The organism is Rhizobacter sp. (genome assembly GCF_031412075.1).
Classification (GTDB): Bacteria; Pseudomonadota; Gammaproteobacteria; order Burkholderiales; family Burkholderiaceae_C; genus Rhizobacter.
Genome location: NZ_JANOCG010000332.1, coordinates 14,772 through 30,939 on the forward strand (window position 1 = coordinate 14,772; position 16,168 = coordinate 30,939).

General features: G+C 65.1%; 13 protein-coding genes. 5 read left to right on the forward strand and 8 right to left on the reverse strand.

Going from position 1 to position 16,168, the window contains the following annotated elements; genetic code table 11:
- Window positions 1–10: 10 nt before the first annotated feature.
- The 6 genes from RMO40_RS12080 to RMO40_RS12105 form a co-directional block, all read right to left on the reverse strand.
- The gene (locus RMO40_RS12080; protein WP_309721207.1) at window positions 11–1,108 is read right to left on the reverse strand and encodes an acyltransferase; all 1,098 of its coding nucleotides are present in this window, start codon (window positions 1,106–1,108) and stop codon (window positions 11–13) included.
- A gap of 70 nt (window positions 1,109–1,178) precedes the next feature.
- Window positions 1,179–2,345, reverse strand: a complete 1,167-nt coding sequence (locus RMO40_RS12085) for a hypothetical protein (protein ID WP_309721210.1) — start codon at window positions 2,343–2,345, stop codon at window positions 1,179–1,181.
- 320 nt (window positions 2,346–2,665) lie between these two features.
- Window positions 2,666–3,883, reverse strand: coding sequence for a glycosyltransferase (locus tag RMO40_RS12090; RefSeq protein ID WP_309721213.1), 1,218 nt, complete (start codon window positions 3,881–3,883; stop codon window positions 2,666–2,668).
- 13 nt (window positions 3,884–3,896) lie between these two features.
- A complete protein-coding gene (locus RMO40_RS12095; protein ID WP_309721216.1) occupies window positions 3,897–5,171 on the reverse strand; it encodes a hypothetical protein in 1,275 nt (424 codons plus the stop codon).
- Window positions 5,172–5,180: 9 nt separating this feature from the next.
- Window positions 5,181–6,701, reverse strand: a complete 1,521-nt coding sequence (locus tag RMO40_RS12100; RefSeq protein WP_309721219.1) for a hypothetical protein — start codon at window positions 6,699–6,701, stop codon at window positions 5,181–5,183.
- Window positions 6,655–7,686, reverse strand: a complete 1,032-nt coding sequence (locus RMO40_RS12105) for a glycosyltransferase (RefSeq protein WP_309721222.1) — start codon at window positions 7,684–7,686, stop codon at window positions 6,655–6,657. The genes RMO40_RS12100 and RMO40_RS12105 overlap by 47 nt, the downstream gene beginning before the upstream one ends.
- A gap of 138 nt (window positions 7,687–7,824) precedes the next feature.
- On the opposite strand from RMO40_RS12105, the gene RMO40_RS12110 reads away from it, so the two are divergent.
- Window positions 7,825–9,129 (forward strand): glycosyltransferase, encoded by a 1,305-nt coding sequence (locus RMO40_RS12110; RefSeq protein ID WP_309721225.1) that lies wholly within the window; start codon window positions 7,825–7,827, stop codon window positions 9,127–9,129.
- A complete protein-coding gene (locus RMO40_RS12115; protein ID WP_309721228.1) occupies window positions 9,126–11,510 on the forward strand; it encodes a FlgD immunoglobulin-like domain containing protein in 2,385 nt (794 codons plus the stop codon). The genes RMO40_RS12110 and RMO40_RS12115 overlap by 4 nt, the downstream gene beginning before the upstream one ends.
- A gap of 11 nt (window positions 11,511–11,521) precedes the next feature.
- Here RMO40_RS12115 and RMO40_RS12120 read toward each other — a convergent pair whose 3' ends face one another.
- Window positions 11,522–12,163, reverse strand: coding sequence for a methyltransferase domain-containing protein (locus RMO40_RS12120; RefSeq protein WP_309721232.1), 642 nt, complete (start codon window positions 12,161–12,163; stop codon window positions 11,522–11,524).
- On the reverse strand, window positions 12,160–12,714 hold the full coding sequence (locus RMO40_RS12125) for a putative colanic acid biosynthesis acetyltransferase (RefSeq protein WP_309721235.1): 555 nt from the start codon (window positions 12,712–12,714) through the stop codon (window positions 12,160–12,162). The genes RMO40_RS12120 and RMO40_RS12125 overlap by 4 nt, the downstream gene beginning before the upstream one ends.
- A gap of 238 nt (window positions 12,715–12,952) precedes the next feature.
- Between RMO40_RS12125 and xrtD the strand changes: the two genes are divergently transcribed.
- From xrtD to RMO40_RS12140, 3 genes are all read left to right on the forward strand, one after another.
- Window positions 12,953–14,560 (forward strand): VPLPA-CTERM-specific exosortase XrtD, encoded by a 1,608-nt coding sequence (gene xrtD / locus RMO40_RS12130; RefSeq protein WP_309721238.1) that lies wholly within the window; start codon window positions 12,953–12,955, stop codon window positions 14,558–14,560.
- A 12-nt stretch (window positions 14,561–14,572) separates the two neighbouring features.
- Window positions 14,573–15,553 carry an NAD-dependent epimerase/dehydratase family protein gene (locus RMO40_RS12135; protein WP_309721240.1) on the forward strand — a complete coding sequence of 327 codons (981 nt, stop codon included), beginning with the start codon at window positions 14,573–14,575 and terminating at the stop codon, window positions 15,551–15,553.
- Window positions 15,554–15,565: 12 nt separating this feature from the next.
- Window positions 15,566–16,168 (forward strand): tetratricopeptide repeat protein (locus RMO40_RS12140; RefSeq protein ID WP_309721242.1); only part of this gene is annotated, 603 nt, incomplete at its 3' end.

The following is a 16,168-nucleotide window of genomic DNA, read 5'->3' on the forward strand; positions in this document are numbered from 1 at the left end:
CAAAAGAATGTCAGGCCCGGCCGCCCGTCATCACATCGAGCAACCGCGGGCAGGCGTACTCCGCCGCGCGGTAGGTCGCCACCAGCGCAACGATCGTGAGGGCAACGATCAAGAAATACGCGGCAAAGGTTGCCCCCGGGGTGGCCGGAGCGATGAAGGCAAAGTAGACACGTCGCACAGCGGTCAGCAAGGGCTCGTGCGCGACGAACACAAAGAAGCTGTACCGCGACACCTGCCTCAAGAATCTGAACGCCCATGGAAAGCTGCAAAGCCTGCCGCTGAGATACAGCGTGGCCACGATGCCGCACAGCACCCACAACGCCTGACCGAGGGGGTGGACGTTCACCTCGAATGCCCTGAGCGCGATCCAGCCCAGAATGCAAATCCAGCCCGCTCGATCGGCGAGGAAGATCGACTTGCCAATGAGGGAAAGATGGGCCCCGGCGACGAAAAAAAACAAGGCGTCGTTCGAAATCACGCCATTCTGGATGCCGATGGTCCAGCCGACGAGCATCGGGAAGGTGACCCACCCCCTCGAAATGCGGATCGCCGCATAGATCAGCGGCGTCAGCAGCACCAGAATGAAAAGATCCCGCAAGAACCAGAGGTGGTAGAGGTACAGCTGGGAGATGTCGCCGAAGGTGAGCCAGAAGAACTGCAGTAGCGAGAACTCGATCACCGGCTCACTCCACACGCTCGTGCCGACAAAAAACCTGGCCAGAAAAGGCAGCTGTTGTGCCAAGGCAATCGCTCCCATGCAGAGCGATGTCCACAAGATCAAAGGCAGCAACACGCTGCGGGTACGCGACCCGATCTTGTTCACGAACCAGCCGGTTCCTGGTGCGAAGTTTCTGAAAAGTACATACCCGGCAATCAGAAAGAACACCGGAACCCGGATCCCACCCAAGCCATTGGCGAGGAGGTCGACGATGAACTGCAGCGTCGGTGCGCCTTGAAGTCTCTCGATGAAGTTTCCGCCGGATTGGTTGTGATAGAAAACGACCAGGGCAATCAACGGCAGTCGGACCGTGGCAAGCCGATTGAAGGTGTCGGCCTCAGTCGCAACGGGCAACACCACCCCGGCAGAAGCCACCGATGCGCTGGGCATGGAAGCTTCTCCTCCCGACTGAATGGGCTTGGTTCCCTGCATGTGCTGTCGCGTGAGTGAAAGCGATGGCCTACAGGGTCAACAGAGCGGCTCGAAGGTCGGTGGCCAAGCGCGTTCCAAGGTACAGGCAACCCGCTTCATTGGGATGCGTGCCGTCGCGCGAAACGTACATGTCGCCGTTGCCATCACCTCTCGGCGCTGCGACGGTGCCGGTGCCGGTTTGCCAGGGGCTGTCGGCCGGAGCGCTGGCACCCGCACTGGTGACCCAGCCGCCATGGAGGTTGTCGAGGAACACCCAAAGACCGCCGACCGCCTGCAGCGCTGCCTTGATGGTCTCTGACTTGGACAACGCGATCGGGTCCGTGGGGATGGACTGCCGGGGTGTCCACGGCCCCACGGCCACCAGTATCGAATCCGGCAAACGCGCCCGCAACTCGGTGTAATACGCGTTCACCTCGGCAACGAAGCCGGCGCGTGCGTCGGCTGCGCTGGCATAGGGAAACATGGCGACCGAATTGTTGTCATTGATGCCGCCGGCGGTGAGGAAGAGGTCGGGGCGCGCGTTGACATTGGTCGCAAGCCGCGCCAAAAACGCGTTGCCGGCCAGCCTTGCGTGGTCTGATCCGCCATTGCGGGCATAGCCGGTTCCACCGATGTGATCGAGGTCGGGGTGCGGCATGCCGAGCAATGCGGCGGCCTCCCAGAAGGGCCCGCCAATCCACTTTGGCCCGCTGCCGCCACCGTAGGAATCGGCCATGGTCGCGAAAGAGGCTTCACCGGAGCGGTCCCAAGGTTGCAAGCTGTCGTTGGGGCCGGTTGCAATTGCGCAGGGCCCTTGCGTGCTCAACGCATAGAGCGAAATGCGGCGTGGTGCCCGCGTGCCGAGATCGAAGCGCACAAACGTATTCGTGACAAACGATGCACCGGGGTCGTTTGGGCTGAGGGTGGTCCGGATCACTCGCGATGCCGCGTACTGCCCATCGATCAGCAGTGTGAAGTTCGCGCCGATGCCGGCGACGAGAACCTCGAACGCCGACCCGTCGAACTCGAAATGCAACCCGCACACACCATCGCTGCCTTGAGTCTCGGCCGGGTGTTGGCGCTGCACTGGATGCACCACGCGGCTGGCGATCACTGCACCACCGCGCGCGGTCCAGAGATCTCGTCGGTGCCCCCAGACCTGGGGAATGGTTGCCAGGCTCTGGTCGAGCGAGCCGAGCGGCGGGTAGACCCGCACATCACTACCAAACGACGAAGCGACCGAGTTGGCCGAACCTTGGGTGATGGTGAGGGGTGTGCCGCTGAACCCCAGTGGCACACGCAGCAGCGCTGCCTTCACGCGTTCCAGGGCCGATGACGTGGGCGGTGGAGGGACAGGTGGCACAGGGGGCGGCATGGGCGGGGTCGGGGCTGGCGCGCTCTCGCCGCCACCACCGCACGCCCCGATCAAGGTGGCAGATGTCGGCACGGCCATCAGCGCCACGAGCCGCTGCATGGCGGCACGACGCGACGGCTCGCCGCGGTGGTTTGAGAGGCGTGAAGTGGGTGGTAGTTTTTTCATGAGCTTGGCGCCATCTGATTGGGGTTGAATGGGTACAACGCTTCGAGCGCGAGGACACGCTCGTAGACGGACAGGTAGTCGTTGATCGCCGACTCGGTCGAGAAGCGGCCAGCCCACGCCCGCCCAGCCAGGCAGACGCGCTCGCGTTCGGCCGGCGTACGACCCAGCACGGTCGCCAGCACCTGCGCGCCAGCCTCTGCCCAAGCACCCAGCTCTTCAGGGCGAGCCAGTCGCGGCAAATAGACGGCAGCCTCGCCGCCAACCTCGGTCATGGGGGCATCGCCGGTGGTGATGACTGGGCAGCCACAGGCCATCGCCTCGACGATGGGCCAGCCAAACCCTTCGGCGAGGCTCGGAAACAGCAGCACCGCAGCGTAGGAGTACAAGGCCTCGACCGTCTCGTTGTCGAGCCCACTGAAGAAGCGCACTTCGCCCGGTGGTGGAACATCCGCCAACGCAGCCTTCATCGCCGCACCTGGCGGCGGGCTGAGCATCCACAACGGCAGCGGTGCCACACCGTCGCGCAATGCCGCGCGAACGTAGCTCGCGTACAGGCTCACCACACCGACGCCATTTTTGTACCACTGCCCTGCGCCAATGTGCAGCACACATCCACCCTCTTCGGCTGGAAGGCCTGCCAGGCAGAGCAAGCGCCGAGCATCTTGCGGTGCCAACAATCGGTAGGGGTAGTTCAAACCGTTGTAGACCACCTCGGAGGTCATGGGCTTCACCCCGCCAAAGTGGTGCAGATCAAGGCGCGACTTCTGCGAGATCGAAATGAAGTGCCGCGCGCGCCTGAAGCCGCGCCGGATGTAGCGCTGGTAAATACGCCCGGTGGCTGAGGTCGGGTTCTCCGGGATGTCACCCAGCGCTGATCGCAGCGCGAGCAGATCGTGGCAATGCACGACATGAGGCCGGTGCGCCGCCTGCGGAATCAACGGCCCGAGTGCCTGGTCACAAAATACATACAGCGTGCCGGGCGGATCGCCGCACATGGCGGCCCGCATCTTCCACGGGTACAGCACGTACTGGTCGATGTAGCCAGCCCACTTCGAAAGCTTGCCCTTCGGCACGAGCCGGTGAAGGATGGCTTCAGGTTGTCTCAATGCGACCTGGTGGCCGCGAGCACGGTACTCATCGAGCAGCATGCGCGCAAAGTGCGCCTGGCTGTGCGAGCCCAGGAACGCAGGGTGGGTGTAAAGCACGATGTTCATGCACTACCTTGCTTCACGGTGTGGTCGCTTGCTGGCGCGCATGGCCACGCAATCGCCAAGCGAAATAACCGACGGCCACCACCGTGCCGACGAGTCCGTTGGCGGTGTTGATCATGAAACTGCCCCGCACGGTGGAAACGTCTACCGCACTGGCCGCTGCGACCGTGGCCAGCACACCGGTCGAAACCGTCAGCCAGACCGGCAGAACCCAGCCGCGCGCGCACCCCACGCTGTAGATCGTTCCACCCCACGCAGCAAAGGTGGATGCGACGACCATCCAGACAAGTTCTGAATGGAGCCCGCCATAGCCACTGCCCAGGACCCACAAAATCGGCTCGGGTATCGCGATGGCGAGGATGACAAGTGACGCCAGAACAGCCGCATAGAAGAGGTTGATGCTGACAAAGCCCGATGCAAGCTCCGACCGTCCGTCTTGCCTGGCGAAATAGGGCAGGACCAGCGCTGACGACACGGCACCAATGACGGTGAAGAGCGCGCCCAACCGACTCAGAGCGCCCATTTCTGCCACGCGTTCGGTGCTGCCAAAAACACCAATCAACCACAACGCCATCTGGCTGCTGAAGACGAAATAGATCGAATTCGGCGCCTGCTTCCAAAGATGCTTTCGCAACGCCGACGCGTGGCTGCCGGTGGGGTGTTGGGGCAGGTCGATGTGCACGCCCAGGTGGCGAGTGAGGACGACAAAGCCAGCCGCCGCAACACCCAGATTGACCAGACAGGCCACGGTGGCGTCAAGAAAAAAACAGGTGGCGGCCATCAAAAGGCCGAGCTTGACGAGGTTGACCCCCAGATCGAGCTTCTGCTGCAAACCTGCATGACCCAACAGCCGCGTGACCGACAACGCCACCCCGGCACGGGCACTCAGCGCTGCCGTGGCCACGATCGTCACGGCCAGAGCCGCAATTTGCCAGGGAGCTGCGTGCTGACGCATCAGCAAGACGACAAAACAGGGCGTGAGCATGAAGAAAGGAACCCATGCCATGCGGCGGTACAGCGCATTTGCGTCGCTCACCATGTCGCCAAGCGCCCGGCGCTGACCCGTCAGACGCCCACCAATCGCCATCACCGCCGTGGCGAGTCCCAGATCGGTCAAGATGACAGCGATGCTCGCCATGCTCACGGCAAGCGTGTAGTAGCCGTATTGCGCCTGCTCCATGTAGCGCACCAGCACGATGCCCGCACCGAAACCTATGACCTGGACCGCGAGCTGCGTCGACGCGAAGCTGCCGAGCCGCGCGATTCGTTGGCGAGTGATGAGTGCAGTCACTGCAGAGGCTCAGCGACGCGCCGTCGGCGAGCGGGCGCGCGCAAAGCGCTTCAGCCCCTGCGCCAGTGACGCACTGCCTGGAGGAGATGCCATCGAAGACTCGAGGGCTGTGCGGCTCGCCGCAATGCACAGCCCGACGAACAACCAGCCATACACGGTGATCGAACCGTGTCCCGAGATCTGACCCAACAAAAGCGTGTAGCCAGCGTAGGCAAACAACATCATCGGGAGTGGGTCCGAAACTCGGCGTGTCGCCGACAACACCAGCCGCAAGAGCCACACCACCAACACGACGCGAAACGTGATGTAGCACATGCCCACCAATGGCCCGAGGTCAACCATGTGGCGCGAGTAATCCGTCTCGGCCAGATCACCGGGCATCACACCGTCGACGGTGGCGCGCAGTTGGATGCTCGCGTTGCTGCCATAGCCCAACCCATAGCCAAGTAGGGGCGTCACGTCGAACAAGCGGGTGAAATCGATGAAGCCGAACAGGGCACGGCCGATCACGCCACCTTCAAACTTCGACTCTGCGACGGCGGCTGATTCCCAGCGATTCATGAACGCTGCAAACCCGACAGGAAACACGATGGGGTAGAGAACAACCGCAAGCGCTCCCACGGCGCTGGGCAGCGCAAGCGCTTTGGCCTTAAGCGCAGCGCCACGGCCCACGAAGCCGATGGCCAATGCGAACAGCCCGGCCATCACGCACTGCAGCATGGTGCCGCGGCTGCCGCTGAAAGCCACGCACGTGAGAATGGCACCGCCTGCCAGGAGCAACAGCGGCAACCCAAGCCTGCGCCGGGAGGCAGGCAACAGCATGACAGCCAACGCAAACCCGCAGGCCGTGACCACGAACTGCTGCAAGCCAGCGGTGGAGGTGAACGGACCGGTGGTGCGGATGTGCTTGGCATCCAGCCCCATGCCCTTGAACTGAAGCTCCTTCTCTTCGGCAATGCCCACGTTGATCGGTGAGTTCATCGGGGCAAAAAACTGCGCGGCTACCAGAATCGCAATCGGTACCGCCAGCAGCAGAGTGATCTTTGCGAAGCGGGCAAGGTCTGCGGCCCGAAACTGTGCGCCCACCAAGAAGGCCAGCGGCACATAGAGAAAGTAGCTGCGCCAGCCGTGGGCACCGAGCAGGACACGGGTTTCGCTGTAGCCACCGGTGGCCAACTGCAATCCGAACAACGCCACGCCGAAGACGCACATGAAAACGCTGAGATTGAAGAAAACACTGTCACGCGGCCACAAGCCGAAGCGCGCGGCCAACACATAGGCGTAGAGCAGGAACGGGTCCCGAATAAAAAAGATGTACTGCCCAAACTGGGGCGCGACGTACTTGCGAAGGGCACCCTCGAAGATGACCAGCAGGTAGATGATCAGAACCGTGCGCACGAAGCGCCGACGCGCCTGCTCATTCGCAGCCCCTGCGGCCATGAAGTGCGGGCCGGGTGCGAGCGCGACACGCCGAGGCGCTGCGTCAAACAGCGGGCGCGGTGCTCTGGGACGAATGCGTGCGGTGCGCATCTTCAATCAATTTCAAGTAGCTGCGGGCCACGCGCTCGCGTGTGTGCCGCTCCAGGTGGGCGTCGGCCGCTGCGCGGCAGCGGTTCAGCGCATCGGGGTCAGTCAACAACCCATCGATGCCGCGCGCGAGCGCTTCGCTGTCGCCACGGGCGACCACCTCACCGGCCGCGCCCACCGCGTCGGGCAAGCCGCCGCTGCGGGCTACCAGCGGAACGCATCCACACGCCATGGCCTCAAGCGCGACCACACCGAAGGGTTCTTCCCACACCGAGGGGACCACCAGGACCTGATGCTCATTGAGCACCGCCACCAGTTCCGCACCACCGCGCCGGCCGACGAATTCGACTTGCGCTTCGATACCCAGTCGGGTCGCCTGTTGCCTCAATGACGGCGCCTCGGGGCCGTCACCGACCACGGTGAGGTGCACATGCTTGCCGCCGCGCGCCAACAGCGCGAGCGCGTCGAGCAGGATGTCGACGCCCTTGTCGCTGACCAGACGGCCCACAAAAACCAGTTGCCCACGCCGTGGCGCGAGGTCGCTGCGAACAAACAGGTCGTCCGCGTACGGGTTGGGGACCACGCTGCAGTCAACCGGCAAGCTCTCCGCCACGGCACGGCTGACCGCGATGTTGCGCGCACGTTTCAGTACCCGGCGCTTCAATCGGCCCGCGAGACCGGTGGGGGGGATCCAGGTGTGATGCGCCACCACCCACGGCCGGCGCAGCAACAGCTGCGGCCACGCAAAACGCAGGCTGATGTTGTTGTGAAACACCACGTCGGCCCAGCGCACGAGGTCGAACAGCCTGCCCGAAGAAGGGTTTCGAACCACGGCATAGGGCTCGCGTTCTGGTTCCGGACTGGCGGTTTGAGTGACCAGCACCACGCTGTGTCCAGCGCTGTGGAAGCGCTCCGCCAGCAACGCCGAGACGGTTTCAATGCCTCCCACGGATGGACGAAAAGGGACCGAGCAGAACAGGATATTCATGGTGGGCGGATCACTGCCGCTGGGAGGGTCCGATTGAATGTAGCCACCAAATATTGCGATATGGAGTCAGCGACCAAGGCCTTGTGGCGTGGCTCGCCGTGCATCGAACGGTCACAACACGTCCCTAACATCCGCCGCATGATCAGCACCTCTATGCCGCGCACGCTCGTGGTCAACTTCAACGCGCCCGAACTCAACCAACTCGCCATGGCGCTGACCGCGAACGACTCGCTCGGCGCCTACGTGCGGCCTTACGCCAACAAGGGGCGCGCCTGGGAGCGGGCGCTGTCGTCCCTGCCATGGGCTGGCCGTGTCTACAACAGCAGTTTCGGCCGACGCCGCATGTCCGACCCGGCACTGGCAGCGCTTACGCGAGAGGCGGGCGTGCTGCCCGACCTGCTCGCCGCTGCGATTGCGCGATTGCACGCATTGCCGCCCGCCGCACGCCACCGCTGGACGAACCGGCTCTACATGTCGGTCCGTGAGGCTGTCGCGCAAGCGGCTTGCAGCCATGTTTCGCAGGCGCAGTGTGTCGTGGCCTACGAAGGTTTTGCACTGCCGGCGTTCAAGGCCGCACAGGCTGACGGCCAATGCGCCACGGTGCTGAACTATCCCGTGGCTCACCACCGCCATCGGCGGCGCGTGCGGCTCGAAGAAAACGAGCGCGAACCCGGCTTTGCGGTCACGTGGCCCGACTTTGACGATTGGCCCGACGGCCACGAAGAACGGCTGGACGAAGAGATTCGCCTGGCCGACGCGGTGCTGGTCGGGTCGAGCTACGCGAGCGACAGTTTCGTGGCCGAAGGCATTGCCCGCGCCAAGATGCGTGTGGTGCCGTATGGCGTCGACCTGCAGACCTTTTCAGCCCCCGAGAACCCGGTGAGCACCGGGCGTTTCACCGCCATCTACGCAGGCCAGCTCACCCAGCGCAAGGGCTTGTCTTACCTGCTGCGCGGCTACCGCAAGTTCGCGCGTCGCGGCACACAACTCCAACTGGTGGGCAGCCTGGTGGGCAGCGCGCAGCCGCTGCAGCCGTTTGCCGACATGTTCGAGCACACACCGCACCAGACGCGCCCGGCGCTGGCGGCCATGTACCGGGCCGCGGACGTGTTCGTCTTTCCCACATTGATCGAAGGCATGCCCTTGGTCGTGCTCGAAGCCATGGCCTGCGGCTTGCCGGTCATCGTGACCGCCAATGGGCCTGCAGACATCGTGCGCGACGGGATCGACGGTTTCATCATCCCGGAACGCAACGAAGACGCCCTGTGCGAACGGCTCGAATACCTGTATCACCGCCCCGAACTGCGCGCCGAGATGGGGCGGCAGGCCGCGCGCCGCGCCCTTGAATTCAGCTGGAGCGCCTACACGCACAAGGCGCAACAGGTGCTCGCCGAACTTGCGCAGGGTGAGCCGTCGGGTGCCCAACGTCCCGCCTATGCATGAGCCGCTTCCGCACGGCTTGCCTCGCGGTTCTGGCCTGCGCCTCCCCCGCGCTCACCCTCGCCCAGACGGCCACCCCATCTGAACTGACCACAGCGCTGCGCTTCGTGCTGCCCGCCCCGGCGACCACCAGCGCCGGGGTCTATGCCACTGACGGGCGGCTGGTGCGAACGCTGTGGAGGGCCGAGGCCCATCCGGCCGGGGCGCTGGAGCGCAGCTGGGACGGGCGCGACGACCACGCGGCACCCGTGAGCCCTGGCCGCTACGAGGTCAGGCTCTTGCATCATCGGCTGAGCCACGTGTGGGAAGGTGTGATCGGCAACAGTTCAGCCACTCTCGGCGAACCGCAGGCGCACAAGGCTTACCTGCCGCCTGCCAGCATCGCCATCCGCGGCGATACGGCTTACTACGCCGTGGGTTACAACGAACAGCAACCGGGCATCCATGGCTTTCGGCTTGCAACGCCCCAACACAACACCCGCCCGGTCCCGTCGACCGACGCATTCGCTGCCGTGTCGATGCTGGCGACCGACACGACCCGGCTCTACTGGGCCAACACCGGCGGCCTGGTTCGCACCAGCTTCATCAGCGCCTTCGATCTGGCTGGGGCACGACCCGCAGCCTTCGCGGCAGGTCGATCGGTCTGCCTGAACAAGCGACCCAACAGCAACACCTGCTACGAGGGCCACCTGCACCCCAGCGTCATCGACCTGAACGACGATGTCACTGAGGCGCCCACCGGCCTCGCGGTGCAAAACCGGGGTCGCGTGCTGGCCGTGGCGCACGGTGGCAAGAACTTGATTCGGCTGTTCGACAAGACGAGCGGCGAAGCGCTCGGCACGATCTCGGTGCCACTCAACGCGAACACCCTGAACCAGATCGCCATGACCGCCACCGGTGACCTGTGGGCCATCTCGGGCAACAAGGTGCTGCGCTACACCGACCTGGAAACACGCCCGCGCCTGACCACCACACTCGGGGGACTCAGCCAACCCGTGGCGGTCGCCTCCCACCCGGTCGACGACCAGACGGTGTGGGTTGCCGATGCGGGCAGCAGCCAGCAGCTCAAACGTTTTGACGGGTCTGGCCCGCCAGCAGCCGTGATCGGCCAAGCGGGCGGCTACCTGAACGACCCCGTCGTGCAGCCGGACAAGCTCTGCTTTCGCGGCCGTGACGGGCGAGAGCAAAGCGCCATCGCCGTCGCGCTCGACAACAGCTTGTGGGTCATCGACACCTGCAACAACCGCATGCTGCGTTTCCGCACGGATGTCGCCTCTCCGAAGAGCGATGGCCAGGTGGCCTACTTGCCGGCCTTCTACACCTCCACCGTCGACCACACGAACCCGCGTCGGGTGTTCGCCAATTTCCTGGAGTTCGACGCCGACACCGGTTCACCCTGGCGCCCCGGCCGGTCATGGAGACTGGTTCGCAACTGGCTTCCGAGCCTGCCTGCCGCGCTGGCCGATCGACGGGCTTTCAACGGTCTCTTTGGCGGGTTTGTTTCGGTGGAGACCTTGTCCAACGGCCGCACCTATGGCGTGGTGAGCACCCGCAGCGATCAGGCCATCGTCGAGCTCGTGCCTTCAGGGCCGCTGCGTGTGGTCGGGTTGCTCGGGCGCGCGCTGCCCGGCGCCACGCTCAAGGTGATGTACGAAAACGGAGATCTCGGCTACGCATTGACCGGCCGGGAGGTGCAAATCGTGATGCGCCTGCCACTGACCGGCTTCACGCAGGCCACCGGCGACCCGGTATGGGCCAGCGAGCCGGTGGCGCTGGCGAGCGTGCCCACGCGCCCCGGCACCCCCTACTACCGCGGAGCGTTCAGCGGCATGCCGCCCCGGTTTCCCGTCACGGCCTCCGGCAAGGTGGTGTTCTTCGACCCGTCGGTCGTCGGCAACGAAGGTTTTCACCTCGGCGCGGCCGCGCTCGGCGGCACCGGTTGGCTGTGGCAAGCCAGCCCCAGCGGTTGGCTTGACGGCAAAGGCAGCTTCCAGACCAAGGCGAACGACGGCTCCACGCACTACGGCGGCAACTCGGTCTGGGCCCATGGACGCCACATCGTCTACGGCTACCACGGAGAGTTCCACAAGGACCCGCAGACCGGCCGCATCGGTCAGGCGAACCAGTTCATGCATTTCGACGAGAGCGGCCTTTTCCTCGCCCAATTCGGCCAGCCATCGACGCGCTCTGGCCCACCTTCGCAAGCTGGAATGAGCGGCAACGCCTTCAGCCCGACCCTCGTGCGCATTGGCGAAGGCCTGTACCTGTATCACAACGACGAATCGTCACATGGTGGCGTGCACCGCTGGCGCATCGACGGCTGGAACGAGGTGCGCGAGTTGCGTGGGACAGGCAACGCGGGCGGCACCATCGAGCTGCGTTGAAGTGCGCTCGACTAGCCTCGCGTGCGCGCCGCCATGAGCATCGTGCGGGCGAACATCGGGATGCGCCCGGCCGTCTCGAAATGCAGGTCTTGCAGATCGAACTCCGACAACAACGAGGTCAAGGTGGCACGCGAGAAGAACTTCACCTTGCCGTGGTCGAGCAGCGGGTCCCAGCGTGAATCGAAGCGCCCTGCCAGTGCAAGTGCCACATTCTTCGAATAGCCGTGGTAGTTCGACGTGACGACGAGCAGCCCTCCGGGCTTCAGCGCCGCGAGGGCCGCTTCGATCAGCTTGCGCGGCAATGGCATGTGGTCGATCACGTCGACCGCCACCACCGCATCGAAGCGCTGCGCGAAGCCCACGTCAAGCGGCTGCATCACATCGACCTGGTGAAAGCCCAGATGCGGGTAATGCTGCTGCGCCAGGTTCAGGCTGGCTTCGCTGTTGTCGACACCGGTCACCGCAAAGCCGCAGCGGTCGAGCGCCGCACTGAACCAGCCACTGCCGCAACCGAGGTCGAGCACCGTGTGTGCCTCGGCCTTGACGAGCTGCTGCACGATGGGCCGCGTGACGTGGGCGTGGATGCTGCGCGGGCCGGGTTCTTCGGTCTCGCCACGGCGCAGCTGCTCGATCATCGAGCGGTCGGGTTTCATGGCCGTCTCCGCAAGCGCAAGGCGCGGGCTGGCATGCCGGCGTACACCGTCCAGGGCTCCAGGTCGCGCATCGTCACGCTGCCCAGGCCCAGCACCGCGCCGTCGCCCACGGTGACGCCCGGGCCGACCACCGCGCGCGCGCAGACCCAGGCGTAACGGCCGATGTGGATGGGCGCACTGATCATCGGGAACGCGGGGTCGTCGAAGTCGTGTGTCGAGCCGCACAGGTACGCCCCTTGCGACACCGTGCTGTGCGAGGCCAGGCGCATGGGCAGCGCGTTGTAGATCACCGCGCCGTTGGCGATGGCGACCGCGTCTTCGCAGATCAGGTTCCACGGCGCCCAGATTTCTGCCGACGGGTAGATGCGGCAGTGCGCACCCAACTGCGCGCCGAACAGTCGCAACACAAACGCGCGCCACGCATGCAGCGGCCTCGGCGTGGGCCGCACCAGCAACAGGTGGGCCAGGCCCCACACCGCCCGCGCGGCGCGGTTGCGCAGCGACATGCTGGGCAGGAGGTAGGGGTCGGCCGCGGGTGCGTTGGGGGTCATGGGAATGGCAAGGCTCGAACAGCTGCAAGCGAGAAAGGCCGAAGCGAAACGGGAGATCCGCTTGCGCGTCACCGCCCCCTGTGGAGCGAGCCAGCATAGGTGTGAAATATGTCCAGGCCTTGACACCACCCCCCCACGAGCGCGCTGCGGGTTTCAGCCATGCCGATGTCACAAAGCGTCGCTAACCTGCATCGCGCATGCGCCCTGGCATGCGATGAACACCGACCGAGTGCCTGGCATGTCTTCAGTTTCGATCTCTCAACACCCCGCCCCCGTGTGGCGGGTTCCGCTCGCCCATTGGGTGCTGGTGGCGCTCGCGGGCATGGCCGTGATCGCCGCCTTTTACCCCGGCCTGCGTTTCATGGTGGCCACCTGGGACCAGGTCGAGGAATACAGCTACGGCTACTTCATTCCCGTCATCGCCGCATTCCTGATCTGGCAAAAGAGCGACCTGCTGCGCCTGCATGAGCTGCGCGGGTCATGGACGGGCCTGCTGCTCATCGCGCTGGCGCTGGCGCTCGGGTTGCTGGGCGAGTTCAGCGCCATCCGGCTGTTCGGCCAATACGGGTTCATCGTGGCGCTGTTCGGCTTGTCGGTGTGTTTCATCGGCTGGCGCGGCACACGCATCATCGCGGTGCCCCTGGCGATCCTGTTTTTCATGATCCCGCTGCCGCAGTTCCTGTTGCGCGAGCTGTCGCAACAGCTGCAACTGGTGTCGTCTGAGATCGGCGTGTGGCTGATCCGCCTGGCCGGCATCAGCGTGTTCCTCGAAGGCAACGTGATCGACCTCGGCAGCTTCAAGATGCAGGTGGTCGAGGCTTGCAGCGGGCTGCGCTACCTGTTTCCGCTGATGGTGCTGGGTTTCCTGGCGGCCTACTTTTTTCAGGGTGCGATGTGGAAGCGGGTACTGATCGTGTTGTCGACCATCCCGCTCACCATCGTCATCAACAGCCTGCGCATCGGGCTGATCGGCATCACGGTCGAACACTGGGGCAGCAAGATGGCCGAAGGCCTGCTGCACGACTTCGAAGGCTGGTTCATGTTCATGCTGTGCCTGGTGCTGCTGGTGGCCGAGATGAGCCTGCTGGCGCGCATCGGCGGGCGGCGCGAGTCGCTGCGCGCGGTGTTCGGGCTGGAATACCCGGAGCCGGTGGCCAAGGGCACGCCGGTCAACGACCGGCGCTTCTCGATGCCGGTGCTGGTGGGCGCGCTGATGCTCGCCGCGGTGGGCGTCGCCACGCTGGTCGCACCGGCGCGTGAACAGATCCGCCCGGAGCGTGTACCGCTCGCGCAATTCCCGCTGAGCCTGCCTGGCGGCTGGAGCGGGCGGCTCGACTACATCGACCGCGACGTGCTCGCCACACTCGCCGTCGACGACCACCTGATCGCCAACTACGCCCGCCCCGGCGAGCCCTGGATCAACTTCTACACCGCCTACTACGACACCCAGAGCAGCGGTCAATCGGCCCACTCGCCGCGCACCTGCATGCCTGCCGGCGGCTGGAAGATCGCCCAGCTCGAAGAGATGCCCTTGCCGCTGAGCCTGCCCGGCGTCTCGGGCGCCGCTGCCGCCGAGATGCGCGTCAACCGGGTCATCATCCAGAAGGGTGACCAACGCCAGCTCGTCTACTACTGGTTCAACCAGCGCGGCCGGGTTCTCACCAACGAGCTGGCGGTGAAGTGGTTCATCCTTTACGACGGCATCACCCGCCATCGCTCCGACGGCGCGCTGCTGCGGCTGGTCACACCCGTGCCCCCGGGTGAAGACATCGCGCTCGCCGACCGGCGCCTGACGACGTTCCTCACCACCATCGCGCCGAATCTGCGCAAGCACGTGCCCGACTGAGCTGGATCCAGCATGAACGATTCAGCCTTGCACGAAGGCCGCATCTATGTGGCGGGCCACCGTGGCCTGGTCGGCTCGGCGGTGGTGCGGCGTCTGCACGCCGAGGGCTATCACCACATCGTCACCGCCACGCGCGCCGAACTCGACCTCACCGTGCCCGGCGACGTGATGGCCTTCTTCGAGGCCCAGCGCCCGAGCCACGTGCTGCTGGCCGCTGCCAAGGTGGGCGGCATTCTGGCCAACTCACAGCAGCCGGTGGATTTCATCCGCGACAACCTCGCCATCCAGGCCAACGTCATCGAGGCCTGCCACCGCTACCAGGTGCGCAAGCTGGTGTTCCTCGGATCGAGCTGCATCTACCCCAAGTTCGCCGCACAACCCATCACCGAAAGTGCGTTGCTGAGCGGTGCGCTGGAGCCGACCAACGAGGCCTATGCCATTGCCAAGATCGCCGGTATCAAGGCCTGCGCCGCGTACAACCGCCAGCACGGCAGCAACTTCCTCGCGCTGATGCCGACCAACCTCTATGGCCCCGGCGACAACTACGACCCGCTGGGCTCGCACGTGCTGCCCGCGCTGATGCGCCGTGCCCACGAAGCCCGCGTGCAGGGCCTCGGCGAGCTGGTGGTCTGGGGCAGCGGCACACCACGGCGCGAGTTGATGCACGTGGACGACCTCGCCTCGGCCTGCCTGTTTGCATTGCAGCGCCTGGACGCGAGTGACATCGGCGAGTGTGTGAACGTCGGCGTGGGCTCCGACCTGTCGATCCGCGAGATCGCCGAGACCGTGATGCGCGTGGTGGGCTACCCCGGCCGCATCGTGTTCGACACCAGCAAACCCGATGGCACGCCGCGCAAGCTGCTCGACGTGTCGGTGATGAAACACCTCGGCTGGAGCGCGCGCATTCCGCTGGCCGAGGGCATCCACAGCGCCTACCAGGACTTTCTCACCCGCTTCACCGGCCAGGCCACGCCGGCCTTGTCGACCCACTGACCGAGACACCCCATGACACTCCACCACTCCCTGCGAACCCTGGCCGTGTGCAGCACCATCGCCCTCCTGGGCGCTTGCAGCAGCAAGGCCGACCGCATTGAATCGGGGCTTGAAAAAGGCGCCGAGTACGTGCGCACGGCCGACTGGGACAAGGCCAACGTCGAGATGCGCAACGTGCTGCAGATCGACCCGAAGAACGCCCAGGCCTTCTACCTGGCGGGCCAGATCTCCGAGGCCAAGGGCGAGATCCAGCGCGCCTTTGGCAGCTACACCAAGGCGGTGGAGCTCAAGCCGGAGCACATCGACGCCAAGGTCGGCCTGGCCCGCCTCTACCTGCTTGCCGCGCGGCTCGACGATGCCGACAAGTCGCTCAGCGAGGTGCTGGCCGTTGACGCAAAACACCCGGGTGCACTCACCATGAAGGCCGCGCTCACGGCGCGGCGTGGTGACACGGCCGGCGCCATCGCCCAAGCCACGGCGCTGCTCGCCGAACAAAAGCAGCCAGCGGTTGACACCAGCATGCTGCTCGCCGGCCTGCACGCGTCGAAAGGCGATGCCGTCGCAGCGCTCGCGGTGGTGGAAAGCGCGCTCAAAGCCCACCCCAAGAACCTGGGC

Bases quoted from the DNA above. Each gene is read 5' to 3' on its own strand.
- RMO40_RS12110 (WP_309721225.1), top strand. From the start codon at position 7,825: ATGATCAGCACCTCTATGCCGCGCACGCTCGTGGTCAACTTCAACGCG.
- RMO40_RS12080 (WP_309721207.1), bottom strand. From the start codon at position 1,108: ATGCCCAGCGCATCGGTGGCTTCTGCCGGGGTGGTGTTGCCCGTTGCG.
- RMO40_RS12120 (WP_309721232.1), bottom strand. From the start codon at position 12,163: ATGAAACCCGACCGCTCGATGATCGAGCAGCTGCGCCGTGGCGAGACC.
- xrtD (WP_309721238.1), top strand. From the start codon at position 12,953: ATGTCTTCAGTTTCGATCTCTCAACACCCCGCCCCCGTGTGGCGGGTT.
- RMO40_RS12100 (WP_309721219.1), bottom strand. From the start codon at position 6,701: ATGCGCACCGCACGCATTCGTCCCAGAGCACCGCGCCCGCTGTTTGAC.
- RMO40_RS12135 (WP_309721240.1), top strand. From the start codon at position 14,573: ATGAACGATTCAGCCTTGCACGAAGGCCGCATCTATGTGGCGGGCCAC.
- RMO40_RS12090 (WP_309721213.1), bottom strand. From the start codon at position 3,883: ATGAACATCGTGCTTTACACCCACCCTGCGTTCCTGGGCTCGCACAGC.
- RMO40_RS12105 (WP_309721222.1), bottom strand. From the start codon at position 7,686: ATGAATATCCTGTTCTGCTCGGTCCCTTTTCGTCCATCCGTGGGAGGC.
- RMO40_RS12115 (WP_309721228.1), top strand. From the start codon at position 9,126: ATGAGCCGCTTCCGCACGGCTTGCCTCGCGGTTCTGGCCTGCGCCTCC.
- RMO40_RS12125 (WP_309721235.1), bottom strand. From the start codon at position 12,714: ATGACCCCCAACGCACCCGCGGCCGACCCCTACCTCCTGCCCAGCATG.